The following is a 26,363-nucleotide window of genomic DNA, read 5'->3' as shown; positions in this document are numbered from 1 at the left end:
ATCATCCCTACGACATGAAACTCGCTCGCCCCGACATCCGTCATCCGCGGATCGTCCTCGCAGGCTGCCCCGCGCTGCCGGAGGGCGACGGTGACGACGCCGAACTCGTCGCCGTCCTGCGACAGCGCGGACTGCACGCCAGGTGGCTGTCGTGGGACGACCCGCAGGCACTCGACGCCGACCTGGTCATCCTCCGGGCTACCTGGGACTACATCGAGCGACTTGACGACTTCCTGAGCTGGAGTACCCGGGTCGCCAACCTGTTGAACGCGCCAGACGTCGTCGCGTGGAACACCGACAAGCGCTACCTGGGCGACCTCATCGACGCGGGGGTGCCGACCCTGCCGAGCAACTTCTTCGCGCCGGGTGACAAGGTGCGCGTACCGAAGGGTGAGGTGGTAGTCAAGCCTGCCATTGGGGCGGGATCCGTTGGTGCACAGCGCTTTACCGATGCCCGCTCCGCTCGCGAGCACGCCGCCGCGCTGCACGATGCGGGCAACACCGTGCTCGTCCAGCCCTACGACCCCAGGGTGGAGTCCGGAGAGACGGCGTTGGTTTTCCTTGCCGGAGAGCAGTCGCACGCCTTCACCAAGGGGCCAATGCTGCCGCCCGCCGGTGAGCGGCCGGTGTTCGACCCGTCAGGCACCTACGCCGAGGAGTCGCTGAGCCCCGCCGACCCCGACTTCGAACTGTGGGACGTTGGCCACGCCGCTCTGGATGCGGCGGCGGCCCATTTGAAGATCAGCGCCACCGACCTGCTGTACGCCCGGGTCGACGTGATTGGTGGGCCGGACAATCCGCTGCTGCTCGAGTTGGAGTTGGTCGAGCCGTCATTGGGGTGGCGTCAGCTCAACCGGGCCACGCGAGACCTTCAACAACGCAAGTTTGCCGTCGGCGTCGAGTCAGCGCTGGACCGGCTCGGGCTCGGTCCGTTCTCGCATCGACGCCCATAGCGCCGAGGTGGCCGCCGTGCACGCGGCCGCCCCCGCAACGTGGATCGCGACCAGGGCGGCGGGTACGCCGATTGCGTACTGAACGCGACCGACGAGGGCCTGCGCCGCGACCAGAATCAGCAGTACGACGAGGCGCCTGATGATCTGCCGATCCGCGCCCACCCTGCGGAGTGCGAAGCCCAATCCCAGCAGCAGTGCCAGATAGGCAATCAGCAGCGCCGCATGCAGCGCCACCAGGGTGACGATCTCGATCTGCAGCCGAGGAACTGGGTCCTCGATGCTCTTGTCGCCGGCGTGTGGGCCGGCAGCCGTGACAAACGTACCGGAGACCAGCTGTGCAGCAAGAACCACCGCCGTCAGAATCGTCAACTGGCGCAACGGCTTTGGTACGCGCGCCGTAGGTACACCGTCGTCCGGCTCGCCGATTTTCACGTACAGCAGCACGGCGAGCCACACCATCGCCATCGATACCAGCAGGTGAATCGCGACGGTCCACCACAGCAGGCCGGTGAGCACGGTGATGCCGCCGATGACGGCCTGCATCACCGTCGACGCAGGCATCAGCCAGGCGTACACCAGGACCTCATGTCGACGACGGGCGCGAGTGACCGCCAGTACCGCCAGCGCCGCGGTCAGTACGACGAGGAAGGTGATCATCCGGTTGCCGAACTCCACTGCCTGATGAATACCGGGCACTTCGGCGTGCGGCACAGGGGTGAAGCTGCCGGGGAAACACTGCGGCCAGGTGGGGCAGCCAAGGCCCGACGCGGTGACCCGGACGATGGCACCCGTGACCGCGATGCCGCCCTGGGTCAGGACGACCGCGGCGGCGATGAGCCGCTGCGTGCGCAGGCTCGGCACCGGCAGGACGTCCACCAAGCGCATGAGAGATCGTCCGAAGGCCACGGCCCGATCGTAGAGGATCGCAACTACAGGACGTAGTAGCGCGACAGGGGAGCGCCTAAGCACGCGGCGCGACGAAAGGAACCAGCACCTCGTCGACGAGCGCAACGATCAACTCGTCGGTGATCGGGTCGCCCGTGATCAGTAGGCGGTGCCACAGCACGCTCTGGCCGAGCTCCCGGGCGATCTCGACGGGCACGTCGGCACGCACATCGCCACGCTCGATTCCCCGCGCGAGCATCGCGGCCATCTCCTGCTTGCGCCAGCCGATCACGTCGTTCTGGAACGCCGTCCGCAGCTCCGAATCGTGCGCGCCGGCGGCGATGGCGGCGCGTAGCAACTCGGCGTTGGGGCCGGTGAAGAGGGCCGCCCATCCGCGCAGGATCGCCAGCATGTCATCCCGGTAGCTGCCGGTGTCCTCATGTGGGATGGCGGCGGTCGCGACCCGCAGCAGGGTGTCCCTCAACAGGCTCGCCCGGTCTGGCCAGCGCCGGTAAAGCACCGGCTTGCTGGTGCCGGCCGCCGCGGCGACGGCTTCCATGGTCACCCCGGCCGGCCCGTGCTCGACGAGCAGGTCGAGCACCGCGGATCTGATCGCCGAGTCCAGTTCCTCGCCACGACGTCGCTTCACCCACACACCTCCGAAGACACTCTTGCGTATCTTATCGCCGCACGCTAGCGTGATCGATATAAGAAACGCAATCGTATCTTGGAGGTAGAGATGAGCCGCCCGGTTCTGTACCCGCTCCGCCCAATCGATTCCGCGATCGTGCGCTACACCGATGCGCCGCATCACCGGCGCAGGGTCACGATCGACCACCAACCGCTGAGTGGCTTGACACCGGCAATGCTCCTCGACTGGTTCACGCATCTTGGCGCCACGATCCGCTACGGCGACGCGATCATCGATCGCTATTTGGCGTGGCATCCCATCGACCACATCAAATGGGAACTGGCCCGGCCGGCGGTGACGGGCGGGGTCGCTGAAGGAGCGCGCTTTCGCATGGTCGAGGCCTTCGGCGGCAGGCCCGAGTACACGATCGACGAAACGGCGCGCGTCGAGAAACTCGACGAGACGGGCATTCGCCTCGTCAAGCGGGTCGCAGGCGTCCCGGTGTTCCAACTCGAGCACACCTGGTCGGCCGGTGCACATGGCGCCCACTACGTGACTGTGATGGACCTCGGAGTGCGGTCGGCTCTGCTCGCCCCGGTCAACCGAATCGTGCGCCGGCGGTTTCCTGACGACAAGGTCCGTGCGTGGGTGAAGCACAACATCGAGGAAGTCGGCCAGTTGGAATACCTGCTCCCATCGCTGGCTCTGTCGCCCCAACCCGCGACCACATAGGACCGCTAAGGAATACGAGTAGTGCCTGCGCCAGCTGGCGTAGGCCACCACGCTGTCCCCGTCGGGTCGCGCGACCTACTTTTGGCTCGCACGCCGATGTGCACTCCATGACACAGGGGACGACATGCCACACTTTCCTGCCTCACAGCGCTATTCGCTGCCTTACCGGGCGATCGAGATGCGGCGACAGCGTCAGATCAAACTCGCCGCCAACGCGACGTCGACCGGTCAGCAACACGTCGCCCGCACGCCGGAGTCGCTCGCCAACCCCGGGTTCGGTGCCCAAGGAGGCGATCCCCGCCGCGGTGTCGACATGGACCTCAGCACGTGCGTCAACCGCTATGGCCCTGCTCCGGCCGCAGTCGCCGCACTGCACTCGATCCCCGCAGCAGACATGCTGCTGCACCCGTACGGTGCGGCCGAGCGCGTCGTGGATCTATACCGGTGGGCCACCGGTGTGAAACGCGGCGCGATGATCGCCGGACGGGGAGCAAGCGAGTTCATCTGGGCGATGGGCCGAGAAGTCGAACATGCCGATGTATGTGTCCCGCTGCCGGCGTACACCGACTACCTCAAGGCGTTTCCCGGGCGAGGCTTCACCGTATCCGGTGAACAGATACCCACGGTCGAGCAGGTCGACGCGGCACTGGACGCCGCGGGCGTCGTCATCATCTCCAACCCGCACAACCCGACCGGCACATTGCTTGACCCGAAGGGCCTGATCGCTGCGGCTGACGCCCACCCGAACGCCACACTCGTCGTCGACGAGTCGTACATCAACTTCACACCGCATCCGATCGAGGCGTCGACGCTCGGCTGCGATGTGCCGAATCTGGTTGTGCTGCGGTCGACGTCGAAGTTCTACGGAATTGCGGCCACCAGAGCGGGCGTGGCCTGGTGCGCTGACGACGAACCCCTGAAGAGGCTGTTCGGTCAGCAGGAGAACTGGGGGTTGTCCGGTGTCGATGTTCACGCCGTACGCGCGGCGGTGCGCGACTTTCACTGGGCCTCGCACTCGCGTGCATGGATGCACGATGACAGCGCCTGGCTGGCGGAGGTGCTTTCGGGGATGCCGGGCATCACGCCTCAGTGCAACGCGAATGTTCACTTCCAGTACGCCTTCTGCGATCGTGCCGAAGACGTGGCCGAGGCCTTCCGGCGACACGGCATCGGTGTGCGCGTGCTGGGCATCGCTCACGGGGTTCATCCGAACGCGTTGCGCATCGTCGCTCCGCGCGCCGATGAACGCGAGCGTTTCCTCGAGGCCGTCGCCGACGTGAAAAGCGTGCTGGTCTCAGGTGAAACGGAACCAGCGCAGAGCGCATAGCGCTGACACGGCGCCCCACGCGGCGAGCACGGCGATGCCGAACCAGTCCACCGACAGCGACATCGCCTGCGTCAGTGCCTCGGTCAGAGCGCCAGACGGCGTGAGCCGGGCCGACCACCGCCCTGCTTCTGGAACAGCCTGAGCTTCGAGGGTGAGTGCGCCAAGCCCGGCGAAAACGAACCACAGCAGGTTGGCGACGGCCAGCACGATCTCGGCGCGCAGCGTGCCGCCGAGCAGCAGCCCCATTGCCGCGAAACCTGCGGTGCCCAGCGCGATGATGACCGCCCCCAACATCAGTCCCACGATGTGCGGTCGCCAGCCCAGCGCAAAGCCGATGCCGCCCAACACGATCGACTGCAGAAATACGACGGTGACCACGGCCAGCGACTTGCCTGCGATGATGCCCCACACCGGAAGGGCGGTGGCGCCGATTCGTTTGAGCGCACCGTAGCGGCGGTCGAACGCCACCGCGATGGCCTGCCCGGTGAACGCCGTCGAGATCACCGCAAGCGACATGATCGCAGGGACGAACGTCGCCGCGCGGTTCGGACCGAAAGAGCCGAACGGCAGCAGCGTCAACCCGACCAAGAGCGTGATCGGGATGAACAGCGTGAGCAACAGCTGTTCGCCGTTGCGCAGCAGCAGCTTCAATTCGAGCGCGAACTGCGCGGCCAGCATCTTCGGTACGGTTGCCGGACGCGGATCGGGCGTGAACGTCCCCGCCGCAAAGCGATTCGTCACGACCGCAACTCCCGCCCGGTCAGGTCGAGGAATACGTCCTCCAGGCTGCGCTGCTCCACCCGCATATCGTTGGCCAGCACATTCAGCCGTGCGCACCACGCGGTCACCGTCGCCAGTACCTGCGGGTCGATGTGCCCTTCCACCAGGTATTCACCCGGCGATGGCTCGGAGGCCTTGTAGCGTTCGGGCAGCGCCGAAATCAGCAGAGACAGGTCAAGCATCCGTGGAGCCCGAAACCTCAGCTGGTTCTCCGCGCCGCTGTTCATCAGCTCGGCCGGTGTGCCGCTCGCCACCGCGACGCCGCGGTCGATGATCACCAGTCGGTCGGCCAGCTCCTCGGCCTCGGTCAGCTGGTGGGTGGTCAACACGACCGTCACACCGTCACGGCGAAGCGCATCGATCAACTCCCACACCACGATTCGTGCATGGGCGTCCATGCCTGCGGTCGGCTCGTCGAGGAACACCAGCTCGGGGCGGCCGACCACCGCGCACGCCAGCGCCAGGCGCTGTTGCTGCCCGCCGGACAGCCGGCGATATGTCGTCTTCGCCGCCTCCGTCAGGCCGAGCGTCGCCATCAGCCACTGCGGGTCGAGCGGGTCGGCGCTGTAGGACGCGACAAGGTTGAGCATCTCACCGGCCTGCGCCGCCGGGTACGCGCCGCCGCCCTGCAGCATGACGCCGATGCGCTCACGGACCTTCGCGTTGTCGGTGACCGGATTCAGGCCGAGGATTTCGATGCTTCCCGCATCCGGTTTGATGAACCCCTCGCACATCTCGACCGTGGTCGTCTTGCCCGCACCGTTGGGCCCGAGCAGCGCCAGTACCTCGGCGGATTGCACTTCTAGGTCGAGATCGGAGACCGCGGTCGTCGCCCCGTACCGTTTGCACACCCCGCGTAGGCGCACGGGGGCGGAGCCGGAGGTCACGGGGATTCAGCGTAGGCGTCGGCCTTCGCCGCCTGCGGCCGCGGTAGCGAAGGTTCGACGGGGACGGGCCCCGTAACCGGCGCGAGGGCGCGTTCCGGGCCGGGGTCCGGCAGCTTCCGCCACGGCAGTCGGTAGTAGGTCATCATGATCAGCAGGGCCACGATCACGGTGCTGGCAGCGGTCGCGAGCAGGATCTGGAAGACGGTGAAGCGGTCGCCGTTGGCGGTCGGCCCGAAGATCCCGACCACGAGGGTGACGACGATGGCGGTGCTGCGGAATGAGCGCCGTGTCGCCCACGCCGCAAGCGGGATGACGGCCCACAGCACGTACCAGGGCTGCACCACGGGGAACAGCAGGACGGTCATGCCGAGCGCAACGCCGAGGCCGCCGACGGGATGCAGGCGGCCCCGAAGCACTGCCAACAGCAGCCACGTCACCAGGATCGAAATGATGAACACACCGATGCCGCGGGTCAGCCCGAGTACCGCGGTGGTGTGATCGCCCAGCCCGAGCAGGATGCCCACCTGTCCGGTGCCCAGTGCCAACAAGGTCGGCACCGACATCCAGCTGCGGACGACGTTGGCGGTGCCCAGTGTGAAGAGCCAACCGAATCCCAGTCCGCTGGCCCAGCCGATCACCGCCATCACCGCGACCGTCACCGCAGCAAGCGATCCGCCAGCGATGACGAAGGCTTTGAAGGTGCCGCCCCAGCGACACGCCAGGGCCATCGCGACGAAGCCGACCGCCAGCAGACCGGGCAGCTTTACCTGTGACGACAACGTGATCAGCACGACGCCGATGATCAGCATTGCCATTGGACGCCATCGAACCCATTGGTCGCGAGACTGCGGCCAGGCCAACGGTTTCGGCAGCAGCGGGGTGTCGGCGTACACACCGCGCAGCGCGAACTCGGTGCCGGCGAGCATCAGGCCCAGCATCAACGCCTCGTTGTGGATGCCCGCCACCAGATGCATGATCAGCAGCGGGTTGGCCGCCCCCAGCCACAGCGCGCTGACCTCGGCCACGCCACAGCGGCGTGCCAGCCGCGGCACCGCCCACACGATGAGCCCGACGCCGAACAGGACCACAAGCCGGTGGCACAGCACCGCGAAGACGATGTTCTCGCCCGTCAGAGCCGAAATGCCTTGGCCTAACCACAAGAACAACGGACCGTAGGGCGCCGGGGTCTCGCGCCACATCGTCGGCACCGACAGGGTGAAGACGTGGTCGAGACCCAGCCCGGTTGCGGGTCCGACCTTGTATGGGTCGAGACCGTTGATCGCGATCTCACTCTGCGCCAGATAGGAGTAGACGTCCCTGCTGTACATCGGCGGTGCGATGAGCAGCGGAACCACCCACAGCAGCAGCGTGCGGTCGAGCTGGCTGCGCGTCATCCGTCGCTCGCCGAGCGCGAAGCGGCCGAGCATCAACCACGCCAGCGTCATCATGACCGCGCCGGTGGTGGTCATGGTCAGCGAAACGGTCTGGATGCGCGACGGAAGGTTGAGGAGCCGGACCCCGAACGTCGGATCCTGCACGACGGGTCGGGCGCCGACGCCGAGGGCGCCGATGGCCATCAACACCGTGCCGGTCGCGCCGAACAACCGGGTCCGGCGCAGTGCGATCAGCTCGGCATCGTTGAGCGGCGAGCCGACGGTCCGTTCATCGCCGTGCCAGCCGGCAATCGAAGTGGAAAGGGACCATAGGCGCGCAGCCATCACTGCAGCGTAGCCGTCAGAGCGCGACGATCACCTTGCCGGTGTTGCCGCCGCTGAACAACAGGTTCAGCGCATCGGGCGCCCTCTCGAGGCCCTCGATGACGTGCTCTGACGACTTGATCTTGCCCTCGGCGATCCAGCCCGCGACCTCCAATTGCGCAGCGGGAAAGCGGTCGAGGTAGTCGATGATGATGAAGCCCTCCATGCGCCCACGGCGCACCAGCAGGCTCAGGTAGTTGCTCGGCCCCGGTGGCGGGCCGTCGCTGTTATAGGTCGAGATCGCGCCGCACAGCACGACGCGGCCGCGCATCGCCAGATTCGCGAGGCAGTCGTTGAGAATCGATCCGCCGACGTTGTCGAAGTACAGGTCGATGCCCTCAGGGCAGGCTTCCCGGAGTCGTTTGGCGACGTTGTCGTTCTTGTAGTCAATCGCCTCGTCGAAGCCGAGTTCGTCGACGATATAGGCACATTTGTCGGCACCACCCGCGATGCCGACCACCTTCTTGGCGCCCTTGATCTTCGCGATCTGGCCTGCGGCGGAACCGGTGGCGCCCGCCGCGCCCGAGATGACGACCACGTCGCCGTCGGAGACCTGCCCGACGTCGATCAGGCCGAAATAGGCCGTCATGCCCGTGACGCCGAGGATGCCGATGGCGATCCCGGGGGAGACGCCGTCGGGCAGCACCTGCATCGCCCGCTCAGCCGTATCGGCGATCACATAGTCCTGCCAGCCGGTCATCCCGAACAGCAGCTGGCCGGGCGCATAGGCGTCGGTGCGACTTTCGATGACCTCGCCGACGCCGCCGCTGCGGATCACTTCGCCGATCTGGATCGGCGGCAGATAGCTCGCGACGTCGTCCATCCAGGTACGAATCGTCGGGTCGATCGACAGGAACCGGACCTTGACCAGCGCCTCGCCGTTCTGCAGTTCGGGCAGCGGCTCGGTCTCCAGTCGTGTGGTGCCCTCATCAACCAGTCCGGAGGGTCGGTGGGCCAGGACCAGTCGCCGATTCTGCTCGCTCATATGGTGATCGTAGGTGTGCAACGGCGCGCCTCCGCCCGCCCACATCAACCGCGAAACGGAATTCCACCGGCGAAAGTGCGAGTAAGGGCCTGCGCGGACTCCGTCTCGCCAGGATTCGGGCGACGTTGCCCACATAAGGGTGCCCTTGCTTTACCGGGGTTTGGAATTCCGACACAATAGTGTTGTGGAATTCAATCCGGACGCTCACAGCGGTGACCGCCACACGCGTGGCGCGATCATCCAGCTGTTGCTGAAGTCCGGACCCATCACTGCAGGCGAGATCGGCGAAAGCCTCGGCATCTCCGCGGCGGGTGTTCGCAGGCACCTGGACGCGCTGCTGGAGGCGGGCGAAGCGCAGTCCAGTGCGGCCGCGGCCTGGCAGCACAACGGCCGCGGCAGGCCCGCCCGACGGTACCGGCTGACCGCCGCGGGACGCGCCAAGCTCGGCCACGCATACGACGACCTGGCGGCCGCTGCCATGCGCCAGCTCCGTGAAATCGGCGGTGACGATGCCGTCCGTGCATTCGCGCGGCGCCGTATCGACACCATCCTGTCGGGAGTAACCGAAGGATCCGATGACGTTGAATCCACTGTCGATCGTGTGGCAAGTGCACTGACCAAGGCCGGGTATGCCGCCAGCGCCACCCAGGTGAGCGGGCCCCTGCACGGGATAGAGCTCTGCCAGCATCACTGCCCGGTATCGCACGTCGCCAAGGAGTTCCCGGAGTTGTGCGAGACAGAGCGGGAAGCGTTCGCCGACGTGCTGGGCACTCACGTGCAGCGGTTGGCGACGATCGTCAACGGAGACTGCGCCTGCACCACGCACGTGCCGCTCAACTCAGAACAGCAACCAGCCCTACGGCGCACAGCCCACGGCGCCCAACCCACCAAAACCAAGCAAGGAGCGTCGACATGACGACCACGCCCGAGGCCTTGACCCAGGAACAGACCATCGAGTCGCTGGGTCGCTACGGCTATGGCTGGGCCGACTCCGATGTAGCGGGCGCCAGCGCGCAGCGCGGGTTGTCGGAGGCCGTTGTCCGCGACATCTCGAGCAAGAAGAGCGAGCCCCAGTGGATGCTCGACGTCCGGCTCAAGGCGCTGCGCGTGTTCGACAAGAAGCCGATGCCGAATTGGGGCAGCAACCTCGAGGGCATTCACTTCGACAACATCAAGTACTTCGTGCGCTCCAGCGAGAAGCAGGCCGCGACGTGGGACGACCTGCCCGCTGACATCAAGAACACCTACGACAAGCTCGGTATCCCCGAGGCGGAGAAGCAGCGGCTGGTGTCCGGTGTCGCCGCGCAGTACGAGTCCGAGGTCGTCTACCACTCGATCCGTGAGGACCTGGAGAAGCTCGGTGTCATCTTCCTCGACACCGACACCGCGCTGCGCGAGCACCCGGAGATGTTCAAGCAGTACTTCGGCACGGTGATCCCGGCCGGTGACAACAAGTTCTCGGCGCTGAATACCGCTGTGTGGTCGGGTGGTTCGTTCATCTACGTGCCGCCGGGCGTGCACGTCGACATTCCGCTGCAGGCCTACTTCCGGATCAACACCGAGAACATGGGCCAGTTCGAGCGGACGCTGATCATCGTCGACGAGGGTGCCTACGTGCACTATGTCGAGGGCTGCACCGCTCCGATCTACAAGAGCGACTCGCTGCACTCGGCAGTGGTCGAGATCATCGTTAAGCCGGGCGGCCGTTGTCGGTACACGACCATCCAGAACTGGTCGAACAACGTCTACAACCTCGTCACCAAGCGGGCCCGCGCCGAGGCCGGAGCCACCATGGAGTGGGTCGACGGCAACATCGGGTCGAAGGTGACGATGAAGTATCCGGCGGTGTGGATGACCGGTGAGCACGCCAAGGGCGAGGTGCTTTCGGTCGCCTTCGCAGGCGAGGGCCAGCATCAGGACACCGGTGCCAAGATGCTGCACCTGGCACCGAACACGTCGAGCAACATCGTCTCGAAGTCGGTGGCCCGCGGCGGCGGACGCGCGTCCTACCGCGGCCTCGTCCAGGTGAACAAGGGTGCGCACGGGTCGCGGTCCAGTGTGAAATGCGATGCGTTGCTTGTCGATACGATCAGCCGCAGCGATACCTACCCGTACGTCGACATCCGCGAGGACGACGTCACGATGGGCCACGAGGCAACTGTCTCCAAGGTCAGTGAGGACCAGCTGTTCTACCTGATGAGCCGCGGCCTCACCGAGGACGAGGCGATGGCGATGGTGGTGCGCGGGTTCGTCGAGCCGATCGCCAAGGAACTCCCGATGGAGTACGCGCTCGAACTGAACCGGCTGATCGAGCTGCAAATGGAAGGCGCGGTCGGCTAGTGGCTCAAGATCTGACAACAGCCGTCGAGGGTCAGAACAAGGGCGAGCTGTTCACCTCGTTCGACGTCGATGCCTTCGAGGTGCCCGGCGGCCGCGATGAGATCTGGCGCTTCACGCCGCTGAAGCGGCTGCGCGGCCTGCACGACGGGTCCGCCCCTGCGACAGGCAGTGCCGCTATCGAGGTCTCCGAGTGCGCAGGCGTCACCGTCGAAACGGTGCGCCGCGGAGACGAGCGCCTGGGCCAGGCTGGAGTTCCGGCTGATCGCGTTGCGGCGCAGGCATTCTCGTCGTTCAACAGCGCGACGATCGTCACCATCCCGAAGGGCGTCGCCTGCGAGCAGCCGATCGAGATCGGCGTGACCGGGCCGGGGGAGGGCGCGACGGCCTACGGCCACCTGCAGGTGCGGGTCGGCGAGCTCGGTGAGGCGGTCGTCGTGATCGATCACACCGGCAGCGGAACCTACGCAGACAACATCGAGTTCGTCGTTGGCGACGCCGCCAGGCTGACCGTGGTATCGATCGCCGACTGGGCCGACGACGCGGTGCACGTCAGCAGCCACCACGCCGTGCTCGGGAAGGACGCGGTGCTGCGGCATGTCGCGGTCACTCTCGGCGGTGACGTGGTACGACTCACCGCCCGTACCCGGTTCGACGCCCCTGGTGGGGACGCCGAGTTGCTCGGTCTCTATTTCGCCGACGACGGTCAGCACTTCGAATCGCGGCTGCTGGTCGACCATGCCCAGCCGAACTGCCGCTCGCACGTCACCTATAAGGGCGCGCTGCAGGGCGATCCGGACTCGGACAAGCCCGATGCACACACCGTATGGGTGGGCGACGTGTTGATCCGGGCGGAGGCGACCGGGACCGACACCTTCGAGACCAACCGCAACCTGGTCCTGACCGATGGCGCCCGTGCCGATTCGGTGCCGAACCTGGAGATCGAGACAGGCGAGATCGCAGGCGCCGGACACGCAAGCGCGACCGGACGTTTCGACGACGAGCAGTTGTTCTATCTGCAGGCCCGCGGGATCCCGGAAGACCAGGCCCGCCGCCTCGTGGTGCGCGGCTTCTTCGGTGAGCTGATCGCCAAGATCGCCGTGCCCGCCGTGCGTGAACGCCTGACAGATGCCATCGAACACGAACTAGCAATTACGGAATCAAGGACAGCCACCTCATGACCACACTGGAAATCAAGGATCTACACGTCAGCGTCGTCTCCAAAGAGGACGGCACCGACATCCCGATCCTGAAGGGCGTCGACCTCACCGTGAAATCGGGAGAGACCCACGCATTGATGGGACCCAACGGGTCGGGCAAGTCGACGCTGTCATACGCGATCGCAGGCCATCCGAAGTACACGGTGACGTCCGGTTCGATCACGCTTGACGGCGAAGACGTCCTCGCGATGAGCATCGATGAGCGTGCCCGCGCCGGCCTGTTCCTGGCGATGCAGTACCCGATCGAGGTGCCAGGGGTTTCAATGTCGAACTTCCTGCGCACCGCGGTAACCGCCGTGCGCGGCGAGGCGCCGAAGCTGCGGCACTGGGTCAAAGAGGTCAAGGGCGCCATGACGGGGCTCGACATCGATCCGTCCTTCTCCGAACGCAGTGTCAACGAAGGCTTCTCGGGCGGTGAGAAGAAGCGGCACGAGATCCTGCAGCTCGAACTGCTCAAGCCGAAGATCGCGATCCTCGATGAGACCGACTCGGGCCTGGATGTCGATGCGCTGCGAGTGGTCAGCGACGGCGTCAACCGCTACGCCGAAGACGCGCACGGTGGTCTGCTGCTGATCACGCACTACACCCGTATCCTGCGCTACATCCAGCCGCAATTCGTTCACGTGTTCATCGGCGGCCGAATCGTGGAGTCGGGTGGGCCCGAGCTCGCCGACGAACTCGACGCGAACGGTTACGAGCGCTTCACCCAGGCGGTCGGAGCCTGACATGACGGTGTCGGTCTCAAAGTCGGCCCAGACGTTGGACCTCACCAAGATCAGGTCGGACTTCCCGATCCTGAGCCGGGTCATGCGTGGCGGAAACCAGTTGGCCTACCTGGACTCCGGGGCCACATCGCAGAAGCCACTGCAGGTCCTCGACGCCGAACGCGACTTCCTCGTCACGTCGAACGGTGCCGTGCACCGTGGTGCCCACCAGCTGATGGAGGAGTCCACCGACGCCTACGAGCAGGGCCGCGCCGATATCGCCGCCTTCATCGGCGCCGATGCGAACGAGTTGGTGTTCACCAAGAACGCGACCGAGGCCATCAACCTGGTCGCCTACGCACTGGGTGACAGCCGGTTCGAGCACGCGGTCGGCCCAGGCGATGTCATCGTCACCACCGAACTGGAACACCACGCCAACCTGGTGCCGTGGCAGGAGTTGGCCCGCCGCACCGGCGCGACGTTGAAGTGGTACTCGGTCGGCCCGGAAGGCCGCATCGACATCGACTCGCTGGAGCTGGATCGCAACGTCAAAGTCATTGCCTTCAGCCACCATTCGAATGTCACCGGTGCGATTGCGCCCGTCGCGCAGCTGGTCGACCGCGCCAAGGCCATCGGTGCACTGACGGTTCTCGACGCCTGCCAGTCGGTGCCACACCAGCCGGTCGACGTGCACGCTCTCGACGTCGACTATGCCGCGTTCTCCGGCCACAAGATGTTGGGCCCCAACGGTATCGGCGTGCTCTACGGGCGCCACGAGCTGCTGGACGCCATGCCGCCGTTCATCACCGGCGGCTCGATGATCGAGACCGTGACGATGGAGGAGACCACCTTCGCGCCCGCGCCGCAGCGATTCGAGGCGGGCACCCCGATGACATCCCAGGTGGTCGGTCTGGCCGCGGCCACCCGCTATCTGAGTGCCATCGGAATGGACGCCGTCGAGGCACACGAGGCCGAACTGGTCGCCGCGGCGTTGGAAGGGCTTGCCACCGTGCCCGCTGTCCGCATCGTCGGGCCGACCTCCCTGGTCGGTCGAGGTTCGCCGGTCAGCTTCGTCGTCGACGGCATCCACGCCCACGACGTCGGCCAGATTCTCGACGATGAAGGCGTGGCCGTTCGGGTGGGACATCACTGTGCGTGGCCGCTGCACCGCAAGTTCGGTATCGCGGCGACCGCGCGGGCATCGTTCGCCGTGTACAACACGCTCGACGAGGTGGACCGGCTGGTGGCCGGCGTGCAGCGCGCCATCGAATTCTTCGGCAGGGACTGAGGATTCGCCCGTGAGGATGGAGCAGATGTACCAGGAAGTGATCCTGGACCACTACAAGCATCCGCATCACCGCGGGCTGCGGGAGCCGTTCGGCGCCGAGGTCCGGCACGTCAATCCGACCTGTGGCGACGAGGTCACGCTGAGGGTTGCGCTGTCCGACGACGGCGAGCAGGTCGTCGACGTCTCGTATGACGGGCAGGGCTGTTCGATCAGCCAGGCCGCAACGTCGGTACTGGCCGACCTGGTGATCGGCCAGAATGTCGGCGATGCGTTGAAGACCGTTGCGGCGTTCAACGAAATGATTTCGTCCCGCGGCAACGTGGCGGGCGACGAGGATGTGCTCGGCGACGGCATCGCCTTCGCCGGGGTGGCCAAGTATCCGGCGCGCATAAAGTGTGCGCTGCTGGGTTGGATGGCCTTCAAAGACGCAGTGGCGCAAGCCGACGCTGAATTCAACACGGAGGAGACGCCAGATGAGCGAGACCGCAGTGCCTAACGAGGAGTTCCTCGCCGATCTCGAGGAGGCGATGCGCGACGTCGTCGACCCCGAGCTCGGCATCAACGTGGTCGATCTCGGCCTCGTCTACGGCTTCAACGTCGAAGAGGGTGACGCAGGCAAGGTGGCGCTGATCGACATGACGCTGACGTCGGCGGCATGCCCGCTGACCGACGTGATCGAGGATCAGTCGCGCACTGCGCTTGTCGGCGCCGGGCTGGTCAACGAGATCAAGATCAACTGGGTGTGGAACCCACCGTGGGGCCCCGACAAGATCACCGAGGACGGCCGCGAACAGCTGCGCGCTCTTGGCTTCACCGTCTAGCGGATCTCGTCGCGCAGGACGGCAGGACGCCGTCGTCGGTACGGTCCACTCCGGACATGTCGAAGGGCAGGATCTGCCCGCTGCGGCCCTGCTTGCTGACGGTGGTGACATCCGCGCGCGATGACATGTGCGTGATTGTGGCGTGTTGGCCGTCTGAATCCGCGGAAGCCGACAAGATTGGTGCATGGTCACGGTGCCTGCATTGGTGTGGCGATACGGCCCGGTCCTTCGCGGCGTGATCCTCGGCGGCGCGGTCGGTGCCTTCCTCGGCGCTCTTGCGTGGCTGGACTCGGGATTTCTGGTGATCGGGCTGGTCGTCTTCGTGGTGCTCTGCGCACTCTATGGCTTGTTGATGTCGAGGCGGATGGCGCGGCACTGGCCAACGGCCACGCAGTTGACCGGCCCGCAACGCGAGCAGGTCGCCCGCGCCGCCCGACAGGGTGAGCGCCTCGAGGACCCTGCGCTTGCGCAGGCACTGAGCGACTACCGCAACGGAATGCACGTGGCCGCCGAAGAGACCAGGCTGTTTCGGTGGCTCGTCCTGGTCGTCCTCGTCGTGGCGGTCGCAACGGCGGTGTGGGACGCCGCTTTCGGATCATGGGGTAACGCCGTCGTCTCGGCCATCTATCTGGTGCTGCTGGTGCTCGAGGTGTTCTGGTGGCCCAAGCGACAGCGGCAACTTCTCACCAACGCCGACCGCGCCGTGGAGATGGCCGGCGAGGGATCGGCCTAATCAGAGGCGCTGGGCCAACTCCACCAGATCTCCTGCGATGACGTCCGGCTGCGGGACGCCCTGTGCAGGCAGTGGCGCGTTGCCCGGACGCGTGATCAGCGCACCGCTGAACCCGGCTGCCTGCGCGCCCATGGTGTCCCAGACATGGGCGGCGACCATCATGCACTCCGACGGCGGCACCCCGAGCTCCGCAGCCACACGGGTGTACAGCTTCGTCGACGGCTTGAACACCCGTGACTCGTCGACGCTGAACTGCCGCTCGAAATGTTCGGCAATGCCGGCGTTCTCGAGCGGCGTACCTCCGCCGGCGGCTGGTGGAGAGTTCGTCAGGGTGGCCAGTCGGTACCCCCGGTCCTTCAGGCCGCGAAGGCCGTCTGCAACATCGGGATGGGCGGGCATCGTTGCCATCCCCACACTCAACGCGGCGAGATCGTCGTCGGCTACCTGCACGCCGTGGACGTCGGCCGTCATCTTCAAAACAGCTTGGCCGAGGGAGAAGAAGTCGACGTAGGTATCCGACAACGTGACGGCCATCGAATACATCACCAGTTGTCCGAACCATTCGCGAAGCACACCGGCGTCGCCGAAGATCCGCTCGAAATGCGGCCCGAGCGACTCGATGTCGATGAGGGTCTCGTTGACATCGAACACCAGAACCGACGGGCTGCTATACACCCTGGTGGCCACGCTCCTGGATTATCCAGGCGTTGCCGTCGGGATCGGTGAAGTCGGCGAAGCTCGAGTAATCGGCTCGATCCGGATCGGCGCCGAGGCGGAACCGTCCCCGCCATTGCCCGCGATCGATGTCCTTGTGTCTGATGGAGCTGACGCCGACACCTCGATCGATAAGCTCGGCCCGAACCGCCGCGATATCGCTCACCACCAGGTACAGGCCCTGAACCGAGCCGGGCGGTGCATCGGTCAGCCCAAGACCGAATTGTATTGATGTGCTTGACCCTTCCGGTGTGAGCTGGACGACGCGGAAACCCTTCGCCGGCCAATAGTCGACGTCGAACGCGAACCCGAGCTTGTCCCGGTAGAAGTCCAGCGACTTGTCGGGATCTGAGACCGGCAGAACGACGACCTCGAGTGAGGCGAGCATCATGTGCTCCTGGCCGCGCTCTGGAGCAGTTCGTCGGGGTCGAGCCCGCGGTCGATGCCATGTGCGACCACGGTCTGTCCTGGTTCGAGGTGCAACCGTTCGTCGTCGAGCCAGACCTCGATCTTGTCCGGTTCGAACGACACCAAGTTGCTCACCCTGTCCGCTTCCGGCCACGCGTTGACGTACGACCACGCGGCCTTTTTGTGCTCCCCGATGGTGTAGTAGTCGGCCAGGCCCTTGTACGGGCAGAATGTCTGGCCGTCAACGGGTTCCAACGCGCTGGCGTCGATATCTTCTCGGGTCACATACCACCGCGGTGCGAATCCCGACTCGTAGAGCACCACGGGCCGACGCGTGTCGGCGATCACGTTGTCGCCATCACGGACCACGAGATGGCGCGATGTGGCCCGAATATCGACGCGGTGATACGGATCGGCCGCGTGCCCGACGATGCGTTCGTCTTCTTCGTAGAAGGCGTCCACCGCACGCCAGCCGAACGCCACCCGTCGCGCCAAGTCCGTCGCGAACGCGGGAAGCGCGGTGTGCTCCCATGCGCCATGGGGGACCTCCCGCCCGTCGGCGACCACCGTGTACCACTGCATATCGCCGAGCTCAGCGTGTCGGGTGATCCGGTTCTCGGCGACGAGGACACCGTCGAGGATGTCGTCGACGGGGAAGTACGCGACGGGGTAGCGGCCCGGTTCGTGGAGCAACAGCACGTCCTCGCTGTCGGCGATCCAGTCGGCGCCCTGCCGTGCCCGCATGCGCCTGCGTAGCGGTTCGACGAACAGAAGCCGATCGGGTAGCGGTTCGGCGGTCAGAAAGTGGCCTACGGACCCGGCTGCCAAGGGGCCCTGCTGCCATGCCAATCCCATTGTCGTTTCCCTTCTCTGTGTTGTTCTCAGGCCGCACTGGCTCGGGACAGGAAGTCGCGCATCAATTCCGCGACCTCGTCGACCGCGGTCTCCAGGAGGAAGTGGCCTCCGTCGAGGAGGTGGATCTCGGCGTTCTGCGCGTCCTTGCCGAATGCGCGGGCACCGTCGGGGCCGAAGATCGGATCGCCCTGGCCCCATACCGCCAGCACCGGCACCTTGCTGCTGCGCAGGTAGTCGTGCAATGCCGGATACATGGGCGCGTTGGTGGCGTAGTCGCGGAAGAGGGCGAGCTGGATTTCGTCGTTGCCCCGGCGCGCCAGCAGTGCGGCGTCACGTGTCCAGGTGTCCGGGCTGACGAGGGTCTCGTCGGCGACCCCGGTCAGGTATTGCCATTTGATGGACTCCTCGGCAAGCGCGGCGCGAACGGCGGCCTCGGTGTCCGGATTCTGGTCTCGGTGGTAGTTCCACACCGTCGTCCAGAAGCTCTCGACGAAACCTTCGTCGTAGCCGTTGCCGTTCTGGGTGACGATGGCTGTGATGGCCTGCGGGTTTCGCAGCGCCAGCCGCCATCCGATCGGGGCGCCGTAGTCATGGACGTAGATCGCGTACCGGTTCACGCCGAGTTGACCGAGCAGGCCCGCCGTGAGGTCGGTCAACGCGTCGAAGGTGTAGTCGTATTCAGTCACCGACGGGGCCGCCGAGAATCCGAACCCGAGATGATCGGGTGCGATCACGTGGTAGCGGTCGGCCAGTCGTGGGATCAGGTCGCGGAACATGAACGAACTGGTCGGAAATCCGTGCAGCAGAACGATCGCGGGAGCGCCCGTGTCTCCGGCCTCGCGGTAGAAGATGCGCTGCCCGTCGACGGTGGCGTAGCGGTGGTGAACTCGAGCCGTCATGGCTAACTTCCTTAAATATCTTTGATGGTTAGGCACAGTTAACGCTCGATAATGTAACCTGTCAATATCTATTTGGAGGTTAGGGTATGGATCTCGCGGCAGTCGGGCCCGATGATGAGCATTTTCTGCTCGAACTGCTCAACACCACACCGGTCGTGGACGGGGAGTCGCGCGACGACCTCGCGGAGCCGAATGTGGCCCGCGCCTGGATGCGCGCGCATGGCGTTGCATCGAGCAATGTCGAATTGGCCGCACTTCGTGACGCGCGGTCGGTGCTCCAGGCGGTGGTGCGCGGCGAACAGTCGCCGTCGGCCTTGCAGCGCTTCGTCGATTCCGTCGCCCTGCGGCCGACGGCGTCCCGTGATGGCGTGGATTGGCGGCTGACCATGAAACAGGGCATGGGCGGAGCCGTGCGTGCGGTGCTGGCCTGGGATGCCCTGCGGGTATCGAGTCCCGGGCGGCTTCGGCCATGTGCCAACACCGAATGCCGGTTGTTTCTGATAGACCGAAGCAAGCCCAACACTGCGCGCTGGTGCTCGATGGCGATCTGTGGCAACCGGATGAAGGCGCGTCGGCACTACCGTCGCGCCCGTGCCGGCGATGAGTGACGAAACTAGCTCCGCGGCAAGTGAATTCGCCATTTTAACCATTAACTCGCCCTTGACAGGTTATCTATCGATGCGTTTGACTGGCCCGCATCACTAACCGTAATCCAGTAGCTTGGGAGTTAGATATGGGTTCCCTGCAAGGTAAGTGTGTGCTGGTCGTCGGACGCCGTGATGTCGGGAAAACACGGCGCTCCGATGCTGAATGAGCGAGGATCGATCGTGCTGTTTCCCGGCGCGACCCTGAAGGTGGACGGTGGCGAACCCCTCATCTGACGAAGTCACCGCGAAGTTGGTCTCTGTCAACGTCGGAATGCCAACCGATGTGGCGTGGCGCGGGAAGACCGTGTACACCGGCATCTACAAGAGCCCGGTGCCCGGACCGGTGATGGTGCGCAGGCTGAACATCGACGGTGACGGCCAGGGCGATCTCGGCGGCCACGGTGGCGAGCAACGTGCCGTGATGGTCTATCAGACCGAGTCGTATGACTACTGGAGTCGCTTTCTCGGGCGCGACGACCTGCAGCCGGGCAATTTCGGCGAGAACTTCACGATCACCGGGCTGGGGGACCATGAGGTCTGCATCGGCGACCGCTACGCCATCGGCGATGCGGAGTTCGAGGTGACCCAGCCGCGGGTCACCTGCTTCCGGGTCGGCATGCGACTCGGGGAGCCCGATATGCCGAATCTTCTTGTCGCCCACCATCGCCCAGGCTTCTACTTCCGCGTCATCACAGAGGGGCGCGTCCAGGCCGGTGACGCCATCGTTCGGACGCGACGTGGCAGGCACGAACTCACCGTCGCCGACATCGATGCGCTGCTGTACCTGCCCGATCGCGATTCGGACCTGCTGCGCGAGGCCGTCGACGTGCCTGCGCTGAGCCCCGGTTGGCAGCAGTCGTTCAACGACCTGCTGGCCGCTGACCAAGACGCCAGCGGCGTAACGGAACCAGTCCTCGGTGTCCAACCGGGGTGGAGCGGGTTCCGGCCTCTACGCGTCACGGGTGTTCACCGTGAAAGCCCCTCCATCATGTCGATACGGTTCGAGGCAGACGACGGCGTTCCCTTGCCGGTTCCACTGCCGGGCCAGTATTTGACGCTGCGGCTGCCAGATGCCGGTGATCCGGCACCGTTGCGCAGCTACTCGTTGTCGGGCTATGACAGGGGCTACCGAATCAGTGTCAAGCGCGAGGACCGGGGGGTCGTCAGCCGCTGGCTGCACACCAACATCCGCGACGGGTCTGTCGTCGATGTCGCGGCACCGCGCGGTGACTTCTACCTGACGGACGGGGACCGCCCGGTTGTCCTGCTGTCAGCAGGCGTCGGCGTCACCCCCGTGCTGGCGATGTTGCAGGCGTTGGCCGAGGCGGGCAGCACTCGCGACGTCTGGTGGCTGCACACCACAAGGGATGCGCACACCCAGGCGTTCGAGCATGAGGTCAGCGACCTGATCGCCCGGTTGCCCAGTGCGCGACAGCACGTGTTCTACACGAGCTCCTCCGGCAGGCTGGACGGACCGGCCATCGCGGCGCTTGGCCTGCCCGGCGATGCGGCCGTATACATGTGCGGGCCCGTCCCGTTCATGGTCGACATGCGCACCGCCCTGACCGACGCAGGCATCGAAACGGCACACATCTACAGCGAGCTGTTCGGCGCCCTGCCGCCGATCAATCCCGGAATTGTCGACAAGTCGACTGCACGGCCGCATGCACCAGCAGGCCCCGCAGGTACGGGACCGGCCGTGTCGTTCTCGCGTAGCGGGCTCACGGTCAACTGGTCCTCGCAGTACGGGAGCATCCTGGAGTTCGCGGAGGCCTGCGATGTGCCGACGCGCTTCTCCTGCCGAAGCGGTGTCTGCCATACGTGCGTCACCCCACTGATCGCGGGCTCGACCGCCTACACCCAGCCGCCCCTGGAAGAGCCGGCCGACGGGACGGTGCTGATATGCGTCGCCGAGCCAGCCGACGACGTCGTTTTGGACCTTTGACCGCGGCGATTCTCTGACTAAGGTCAGAGGAATGACCCCGGAGATGGTGGCCCAGGTCCGGAGGTTCAACCGAGTCGTCACCCAGCGCATCGGCGTGCTCAACGAGAACTTCCTGGCCAGCGACCGCTCGCTCGGGCAGAACCGGCTGCTGTGGGAGGTCGGCGGGCAAGGCTGCGATGTCCGGTCGCTACGTGCGCGGCTGGATCTCGACTCCGGATACGTCAGCCGGCTGTTGCGGACGCTGGAGAACGGCGGCCTGATCGTCGTCGAGCCGAGCCCCGACGACGGCCGGGTCCGGATTGCCCGGCTCACGGATGCCGGCCGCCGAGAAGTCGCCACCCTCGATCAGCGCTCGGATGACGCCGCCGCGGCGATACTCCGGCCGCTCAACGCCGGTCAGCGTGACCGATTGGTGACGGCCATGACACAGGTCGACCGGCTCTTGACCGCCTCGACGGTCGAGGTTCGCCAATGCAGGCCCGACGAACCGCAGGCGCGGTTCTGCCTCGATACCTACTTCGCCGAACTAGCCGAGCGGTTCGACGGCGGTTTCGACCCGACGAGGAAGCCGTTCCGCGACGAGGAGATGACGCCACCCGCAGGTCTGCTGCTGGTGGCCACACTTCACGGAGATCCCGTCGGCTGCGGCGCGATGACGTTCCTTCCCGAAGCTGGGGCCTACATCAAGCGGATGTGGGTGGCCCGGACTGTCCGCGGGCTTGGACTGGGCCGGCGGCTGTTGGCCGAATTGGAGGAGCGGGCGCGTGCGGCCGGGGTCCGCCTGCTGAAACTGGAGACCAAGGACGTGTTACGCGAAGCTCTCGGCCTGTACACCTCTGCCGGCTACCGCGAAGTGCCGCCGTTCAACGACGAGCCGTACGCAGATCACTGGTTCGAGAAGTCGTTGTAACGCACCGGCCCGGCCAACACACTCCCGTCTGTCGAGGCCGCCGGATGTCGATACGATTTCACCAACCCCGAGTACCGCTGAGCGAATCCTGGTGAGCAACGTCACCCTCGTCGGGTGGGATGGAACGTCACGGGTACCCGTGACCACATAGTGGGAACAGACAGCTTTACGCCGGCGTTAGGAGAAGCGTGACCACCCGAGACATCACAGCTGCAGAGTTCAACGACACCATCAACGACAACGAGATCGTGCTGGTGGATTTCTGGGCGTCATGGTGCGGGCCGTGTAAGGCATTCGCACCGACTTTCTCGGCGTCGGCCGACAAGCACCCCGATGTGGTGTACGCGAAGGTCGACACCGAAGCCGAGCAGCAGCTCGCCGCCGCCGCCGACATTCGGTCGATCCCGACGCTGATGGCGTTCAAGAAGGGCAAGCTGGTGTTCAACCAGGCCGGAGCACTGCCGCCGGCCGCCCTCGAGGACCTTGTGCAGCAGGTCAAGGACCTCGACATCGACGCCGCGATCGCCGCACAGAGCAACGGCGAACAGGCTTGATCCGCTGCACGCGATAGCGTGCAGTCCGTGACCGAGCAGAGCAATTTCGTCCTCGTCGATCGTCCGCGTCCCCACGTGGCGCTGGTAACGCTCAATCGCCCGGAGCGGATGAACTCGATGGCGTTCGATGTCATGGTTCCGCTGAAGGCCGTGCTCGAAGAGCTGACCTTCGACAACTCCGTCAGGGCGGTCGTCTTGACCGGCGCGGGCCGTGGCTTCTCCTCGGGCGCCGACCACAAATCGGCCGGCTCGGTGCCCCACATCGACGGGCTGACCCGGCCGACGTTCGCACTGCGCTCCATGGAGGTGCTCGACGACGTCATTCTCGCGCTGCGCAAGATGCACCAGCCGGTCATCGCGGCGGTGAACGGCGCCGCGATCGGCGGGGGACTGTGCCTAGCGCTGGCCGCCGACATCAGGGTCGCAGGCAGCGCCGCATATTTCCGGGCGGCGGGCATCAACAACGGGCTGACCGCAAGCGAGCTCGGCCTGAGCTATCTGCTGCCGAGGGCGATCGGCACGTCGCGGGCGTTCGAGCTGATGCTGACCGGCCGCGACGTCGACGCGCAGGAGGCCGAACGGATCGGCCTGGTCTCCCGCGCCGTCGCTGATGATCAGCTGCTCGACACGTGCTACCAGATGGCCGAGCGGATCGCGGCGTTCTCCCGGCCCGGAGTCGAGTTGACCAAGCGCACACTGTGGACTGGACTGGACGCCGCTAGCCTGGAAGGACACATGCAGGCCGAAGGCCTTGGCCAACTCTTCGTTCGCTTACTCACCGCCAACTTCGAAGAAGCGGTGGCCGCGCGCGCAGAGAACCGGCCCGCGGTCTTCACCGACGACAAGTAACAGTGACGAGATCCCGGCGGGGTACGAGCGAAGCGACCGGGGGAAGGACGAAGCCAGCGTGATCACCGCAACGGACCTCGAGGTCCGCGCAGGCGCGCGCACGCTGCTGTCCACAGACGGCACGGCCCTTCGGGTGCAGCCAGGCGATCGCATCGGACTCGTCGGCCGAAACGGTGCGGGCAAGACCACCACCATGCGGATCTTGGCAGGCGAAGGTGAGCCGTACGCGGGCAAGATCATCCGAACCGGCGAAATCGGTTATCTGCCACAGGATCCCAGAGAAGGCAACCTCGACACCCTGGCCCGCGACCGGGTTCTCTCGGCGCGTGGTCTCGACACTCTGCTGTCGGACCTGGAGAAGCAGCAGGCTCTGATGGCCGAGGTCGCCGACGACGCCACCCGCGATCGAGCCGTGCGCCGCTACGGCCAGCTCGAGGAGCGGTTCGCCGCCCTTGGCGGCTACGGCGCCGAGAGTGAGGCCAGTCGCATCTGTGCGAGCCTCGGCCTGCCCGACCGGGTTCTGACCCAGTCGCTGCGCACGCTGTCCGGCGGGCAGCGCCGCCGCGTCGAGCTATCCCGGATCCTGTTCGCCGCATCCGACAGCGGGGCGGGTTCGTCGACGACGCTGCTGCTCGACGAGCCAACCAACCACCTCGACGCCGACTCGCTTGGTTGGCTCCGCGAGTTTCTCCGGGCACACACCGGCGGGTTGGTGGTGATCAGCCACAACGTCGAGCTGCTCGCCGACGTCGTCAACCGGGTCTGGTTCCTCGACGCAGTGCGCGGCGAGGTCGACGTCTACAACATGTCGTGGCAGAAATACCTCGATGCGCGTGCCACCGACGAACAGCGTCGCCGCCGCGAACGTGCCAACGCCGAGCGGAAGGCGTCCGCGCTGCGCACCCAGGCCGCCAAGATGGGCGCCAAGGCGACCAAAGCCGTTGCGGCGCAGAACATGCTGCGCCGGGCCGATCGGATGATGGCAGCGCTGGACGAAGAGCGGGTTGCCGACAAGGTGGCCCGCATCAAATTTCCCAGTCCGGCGTCGTGTGGCCGCACCCCGTTGGTGGCCAAGGACCTGACAAAGACCTACGGCTCGCTGGAGGTGTTCACCGGCGTCGATCTGGCCATCGACCGTGGTTCGCGTGTGGTCGTGCTCGGCCTCAACGGCGCGGGCAAGACCACGCTGCTGCGCCTGCTGGCCGGGGTCGAGACACCTGACACCGGCGGCCTCGAGCCGGGCCACGGCCTCAAGATCGGCTATTTCGCACAGGAGCACGACACCCTCGATGATCTCGCGACGGTGTGGGAGAACATCCGCCATGCCGCCCCCGATACGGGCGAGCAGGAGCTACGCGGCCTGTTGGGCGCTTTCATGTTCAGCGGGCCGCAGCTCGACCAGCCTGCTGGCACATTGTCGGGAGGCGAGAAAACCCGCCTCGCGCTTGCCGGTCTCGTCGCATCGACGGCAAATGTCCTGCTACTCGATGAACCGACGAACAATCTCGATCCGGCGTCGCGCGAGCAGGTGCTGGACGCGCTGCGCAGCTACCAAGGGGCGGTGGTGCTGGTGACCCACGATCCCGGTGCCGCCGAGGCGCTGGACCCGCAACGCGTCGTGCTGCTTCCCGACGGCACCGAGGATTTCTGGTCGGCCGACTACGCCGAGCTCATCGAGTTGGCCTGATGTCTGAAAATGTGACTCTTTGCTTTTTCTTGCCGCCGCTGGGTTGAGCCTTGTTTACGCTGGGTACTCGTCGGGGCACCAAAGGCGGGGAGGTGTCGATGAAGAAACTGAACAAGTCTCGCGAGCAGTTGCTCAACGAACTCCGGCATGCGTACGAGGGCGGGGCGAGCATTCGTTCGCTCGTCGCATCTACGGGCCGCTCGTACGGGTCGATACACAGTATGTTGCGCGAGTCGGGCACGACGATGCGCAGCCGCGGCGGGCCCAACCATCGTAGTAGGCGTTAGCTACCGCTGGCGGACCGACGATTCCACGAGGTCGAGTACGCCACTGAGCTTTTCGGGGTCGTCTCCCGAGGCGAGCCGCGCTACCAGGCCGTCGAGCACCAGGTCCAAATACATGTGCAGTACGTCGCTGGGCACGTCATCACGCAACCGTCCCGCCTGCTTCTGTCTGCGCAGCCGCTCGGTGGTCGCCACCGACAGTTCGGCAGACCGTTCCGACCAGCCCTTGTTGAACGCGGGGTCGTTGCGAAGCTTGCGCGCGATCTCAAGGCGGGTGGCCAACCAGTCGAACTGTTCGGGCGCGGCCAGCATGTCGCGCATGACCTGGATGAGGCCTTCGCGCGAAGCAACGTCGGCCATCCGTTCGGCATCCTCGTGGGCCAGTTCGAAGAACAGGGTGTCCTTGTCCCGGAAATGGTGAAAGATCGCGCCGCGCGACAGCCCGATGGTCTGTTCGAGCCGACGCACGGTGGCCCTGTCGTAGCCGTATTCGGCAAAGCACCGCCGGGCGCCGTCGAGGATCTGCCGGCGACGCGCCGCCAGGTGGTCGTCGGTTACCCGCGGCAACGTA

Annotated in this window: 30 protein-coding genes; 18 read left to right on the top strand and 12 right to left on the bottom strand. The window is 65.8% G+C overall.

What is annotated here, in order from left to right; translation table 11 throughout:
• Positions 1–14 precede the first annotated feature (14 nt).
• The gene (locus tag D6M19_RS17065) at positions 15–953 is read left to right on the top strand and encodes an ATP-grasp domain-containing protein (RefSeq protein WP_123026413.1); all 939 of its coding nucleotides are present in this window, start codon (positions 15–17) and stop codon (positions 951–953) included.
• On the opposite strand, the gene D6M19_RS17060 is transcribed toward D6M19_RS17065, so the two are convergent.
• Together D6M19_RS17060 and D6M19_RS17055 are read right to left on the bottom strand one after the other, a co-directional pair.
• A complete protein-coding gene (locus tag D6M19_RS17060) occupies positions 903–1,838 on the bottom strand; it encodes a COX15/CtaA family protein (protein ID WP_123026412.1) in 936 nt (311 codons plus the stop codon). The two genes, D6M19_RS17065 and D6M19_RS17060, sit on opposite strands and share 51 nt — an antisense overlap.
• 76 nt (positions 1,839–1,914) lie before the next feature.
• Complete coding sequence (locus D6M19_RS17055) at positions 1,915–2,487, bottom strand: TetR/AcrR family transcriptional regulator (RefSeq protein WP_123026467.1); 573 nt, start codon at positions 2,485–2,487, stop codon at positions 1,915–1,917.
• Positions 2,488–2,577: 90 nt separating this feature from the next.
• On the opposite strand from D6M19_RS17055, the gene D6M19_RS17050 reads away from it, so the two are divergent.
• On the top strand, positions 2,578–3,201 hold the full coding sequence (locus tag D6M19_RS17050; RefSeq protein WP_123026411.1) for a hypothetical protein: 624 nt from the start codon (positions 2,578–2,580) through the stop codon (positions 3,199–3,201).
• Positions 3,202–3,325: 124 nt separating this feature from the next.
• Entirely contained in the window at positions 3,326–4,528 is a 1,203-nt protein-coding gene (locus D6M19_RS17045) for an aminotransferase class I/II-fold pyridoxal phosphate-dependent enzyme (RefSeq protein WP_123026410.1), read from the top strand.
• Here D6M19_RS17045 and D6M19_RS17040 read toward each other — a convergent pair.
• Genes D6M19_RS17040 through D6M19_RS17025 form a run of 4 tightly spaced genes read right to left on the bottom strand, consistent with a single transcriptional unit; the run spans position 4,496 to position 8,937 of the window.
• Positions 4,496–5,269: an ABC transporter permease gene (locus tag D6M19_RS17040; protein ID WP_123026409.1), complete on the bottom strand. Its 774-nt coding sequence runs from the start codon at positions 5,267–5,269 to the stop codon at positions 4,496–4,498. The genes D6M19_RS17045 and D6M19_RS17040 overlap by 33 nt on opposite strands.
• The gene (locus tag D6M19_RS17035) at positions 5,266–6,195 is read right to left on the bottom strand and encodes an ABC transporter ATP-binding protein (RefSeq protein WP_206428547.1); all 930 of its coding nucleotides are present in this window, start codon (positions 6,193–6,195) and stop codon (positions 5,266–5,268) included. The genes D6M19_RS17040 and D6M19_RS17035 overlap by 4 nt, the downstream gene beginning before the upstream one ends.
• A complete protein-coding gene (gene mptB, locus D6M19_RS17030; RefSeq protein WP_164478530.1) occupies positions 6,192–7,913 on the bottom strand; it encodes a polyprenol phosphomannose-dependent alpha 1,6 mannosyltransferase MptB in 1,722 nt (573 codons plus the stop codon). Before mptB ends, D6M19_RS17035 begins: the two co-directional genes overlap by 4 nt.
• Before the next feature lie 16 nt (positions 7,914–7,929).
• Positions 7,930–8,937 (bottom strand): NADP-dependent oxidoreductase, encoded by a 1,008-nt coding sequence (locus D6M19_RS17025; protein WP_123026466.1) that lies wholly within the window; start codon positions 8,935–8,937, stop codon positions 7,930–7,932.
• A gap of 184 nt (positions 8,938–9,121) precedes the next feature.
• Between D6M19_RS17025 and D6M19_RS17020 the strand changes: the two genes are divergently transcribed.
• From D6M19_RS17020 to D6M19_RS16990, 7 genes are read left to right on the top strand one after another with little or no spacing between them, the layout of a single operon-like run.
• Positions 9,122–9,853 carry a helix-turn-helix transcriptional regulator gene (locus tag D6M19_RS17020; RefSeq protein ID WP_123026406.1) on the top strand — a complete coding sequence of 244 codons (732 nt, stop codon included), beginning with the start codon at positions 9,122–9,124 and terminating at the stop codon, positions 9,851–9,853.
• Complete coding sequence (sufB, locus tag D6M19_RS17015; RefSeq protein WP_123026405.1) at positions 9,850–11,277, top strand: Fe-S cluster assembly protein SufB; 1,428 nt, start codon at positions 9,850–9,852, stop codon at positions 11,275–11,277. The genes D6M19_RS17020 and sufB overlap by 4 nt, the downstream gene beginning before the upstream one ends.
• Complete coding sequence (sufD, locus tag D6M19_RS17010) at positions 11,277–12,455, top strand: Fe-S cluster assembly protein SufD (protein ID WP_123026404.1); 1,179 nt, start codon at positions 11,277–11,279, stop codon at positions 12,453–12,455. The genes sufB and sufD overlap by 1 nt, the downstream gene beginning before the upstream one ends.
• Positions 12,452–13,219, top strand: coding sequence for a Fe-S cluster assembly ATPase SufC (sufC, locus tag D6M19_RS17005; RefSeq protein WP_123026403.1), 768 nt, complete (start codon positions 12,452–12,454; stop codon positions 13,217–13,219). The genes sufD and sufC overlap by 4 nt, the downstream gene beginning before the upstream one ends.
• 1 nt (position 13,220) lies before the next feature.
• Positions 13,221–14,486, top strand: coding sequence for a cysteine desulfurase (locus tag D6M19_RS17000; protein ID WP_123026402.1), 1,266 nt, complete (start codon positions 13,221–13,223; stop codon positions 14,484–14,486).
• 10 nt (positions 14,487–14,496) lie between these two features.
• Positions 14,497–14,982 carry a Fe-S cluster assembly sulfur transfer protein SufU gene (gene sufU / locus D6M19_RS16995; RefSeq protein ID WP_123026401.1) on the top strand — a complete coding sequence of 162 codons (486 nt, stop codon included), beginning with the start codon at positions 14,497–14,499 and terminating at the stop codon, positions 14,980–14,982.
• Positions 14,960–15,307: a metal-sulfur cluster assembly factor gene (locus D6M19_RS16990; RefSeq protein ID WP_123026400.1), complete on the top strand. Its 348-nt coding sequence runs from the start codon at positions 14,960–14,962 to the stop codon at positions 15,305–15,307. The genes sufU and D6M19_RS16990 overlap by 23 nt, the downstream gene beginning before the upstream one ends.
• On the opposite strand, the gene D6M19_RS34265 is transcribed toward D6M19_RS16990, so the two are convergent.
• Positions 15,297–15,434 (bottom strand): hypothetical protein, encoded by a 138-nt coding sequence (locus D6M19_RS34265; protein ID WP_164478529.1) that lies wholly within the window; start codon positions 15,432–15,434, stop codon positions 15,297–15,299. The two genes, D6M19_RS16990 and D6M19_RS34265, sit on opposite strands and share 11 nt — an antisense overlap.
• Positions 15,435–15,491: 57 nt before the next feature.
• Here D6M19_RS34265 and D6M19_RS16985 point away from each other — a divergent pair, with 57 nt between their 5' ends.
• Positions 15,492–16,040: a hypothetical protein gene (locus D6M19_RS16985; protein ID WP_123026399.1), complete on the top strand. Its 549-nt coding sequence runs from the start codon at positions 15,492–15,494 to the stop codon at positions 16,038–16,040.
• Here the strand turns inward: D6M19_RS16985 and D6M19_RS16980 are convergent, their stop codons facing one another.
• The 4 genes from D6M19_RS16980 to D6M19_RS16965 are packed head-to-tail and all read right to left on the bottom strand — an operon-like array spanning position 16,041 to position 18,916.
• The gene (locus tag D6M19_RS16980; protein ID WP_234834899.1) at positions 16,041–16,727 is read right to left on the bottom strand and encodes a haloacid dehalogenase type II; all 687 of its coding nucleotides are present in this window, start codon (positions 16,725–16,727) and stop codon (positions 16,041–16,043) included. It lies immediately after the preceding gene.
• The gene (locus D6M19_RS16975; RefSeq protein ID WP_123026465.1) at positions 16,708–17,142 is read right to left on the bottom strand and encodes a VOC family protein; all 435 of its coding nucleotides are present in this window, start codon (positions 17,140–17,142) and stop codon (positions 16,708–16,710) included. The genes D6M19_RS16980 and D6M19_RS16975 overlap by 20 nt, the downstream gene beginning before the upstream one ends.
• Positions 17,142–18,017 (bottom strand): DUF427 domain-containing protein, encoded by an 876-nt coding sequence (locus tag D6M19_RS16970; protein WP_123026398.1) that lies wholly within the window; start codon positions 18,015–18,017, stop codon positions 17,142–17,144. Before D6M19_RS16970 ends, D6M19_RS16975 begins: the two co-directional genes overlap by 1 nt.
• Before the next feature lie 26 nt (positions 18,018–18,043).
• Entirely contained in the window at positions 18,044–18,916 is an 873-nt protein-coding gene (locus tag D6M19_RS16965) for an alpha/beta fold hydrolase (RefSeq protein WP_123026397.1), read from the bottom strand.
• A gap of 86 nt (positions 18,917–19,002) precedes the next feature.
• Here D6M19_RS16965 and D6M19_RS16960 point away from each other — a divergent pair, with 86 nt between their 5' ends.
• From D6M19_RS16960 to D6M19_RS34825, 7 genes are all read left to right on the top strand, one after another.
• Positions 19,003–19,524: a CGNR zinc finger domain-containing protein gene (locus tag D6M19_RS16960; protein ID WP_123026396.1), complete on the top strand. Its 522-nt coding sequence runs from the start codon at positions 19,003–19,005 to the stop codon at positions 19,522–19,524.
• 310 nt (positions 19,525–19,834) lie between these two features.
• Positions 19,835–21,508, top strand: a complete 1,674-nt coding sequence (locus tag D6M19_RS16955; protein ID WP_123026463.1) for an MOSC and FAD-binding oxidoreductase domain-containing protein — start codon at positions 19,835–19,837, stop codon at positions 21,506–21,508.
• Positions 21,509–21,539: 31 nt separating this feature from the next.
• Positions 21,540–22,418 carry a bifunctional helix-turn-helix transcriptional regulator/GNAT family N-acetyltransferase gene (locus tag D6M19_RS16950; RefSeq protein ID WP_164478528.1) on the top strand — a complete coding sequence of 293 codons (879 nt, stop codon included), beginning with the start codon at positions 21,540–21,542 and terminating at the stop codon, positions 22,416–22,418.
• 188 nt (positions 22,419–22,606) lie between these two features.
• On the top strand, positions 22,607–22,972 hold the full coding sequence (gene trxA / locus D6M19_RS16945; RefSeq protein WP_123026395.1) for a thioredoxin: 366 nt from the start codon (positions 22,607–22,609) through the stop codon (positions 22,970–22,972).
• Between the two features lie 18 nt (positions 22,973–22,990).
• Positions 22,991–23,821: an enoyl-CoA hydratase gene (locus D6M19_RS16940; protein WP_123026394.1), complete on the top strand. Its 831-nt coding sequence runs from the start codon at positions 22,991–22,993 to the stop codon at positions 23,819–23,821.
• Between the two features lie 58 nt (positions 23,822–23,879).
• Positions 23,880–25,508, top strand: a complete 1,629-nt coding sequence (locus D6M19_RS16935) for an ABC-F family ATP-binding cassette domain-containing protein (RefSeq protein ID WP_123026393.1) — start codon at positions 23,880–23,882, stop codon at positions 25,506–25,508.
• 98 nt (positions 25,509–25,606) lie between these two features.
• A complete protein-coding gene (locus tag D6M19_RS34825) occupies positions 25,607–25,795 on the top strand; it encodes a helix-turn-helix domain-containing protein (RefSeq protein ID WP_123026392.1) in 189 nt (62 codons plus the stop codon).
• Here the strand turns inward: D6M19_RS34825 and D6M19_RS16925 are convergent, their stop codons facing one another.
• Entirely contained in the window at positions 25,796–26,359 is a 564-nt protein-coding gene (locus D6M19_RS16925; protein WP_123026391.1) for a TetR/AcrR family transcriptional regulator, read from the bottom strand.
• Positions 26,360–26,363 lie beyond the last annotated feature (4 nt).

This window comes from Mycolicibacterium stellerae (assembly GCF_003719305.1).
Taxonomy (GTDB): Bacteria; Actinomycetota; Actinomycetes; order Mycobacteriales; family Mycobacteriaceae; genus Mycobacterium; species Mycobacterium stellerae.
This window is presented reverse-complemented; position numbering and strand designations above follow the sequence as displayed.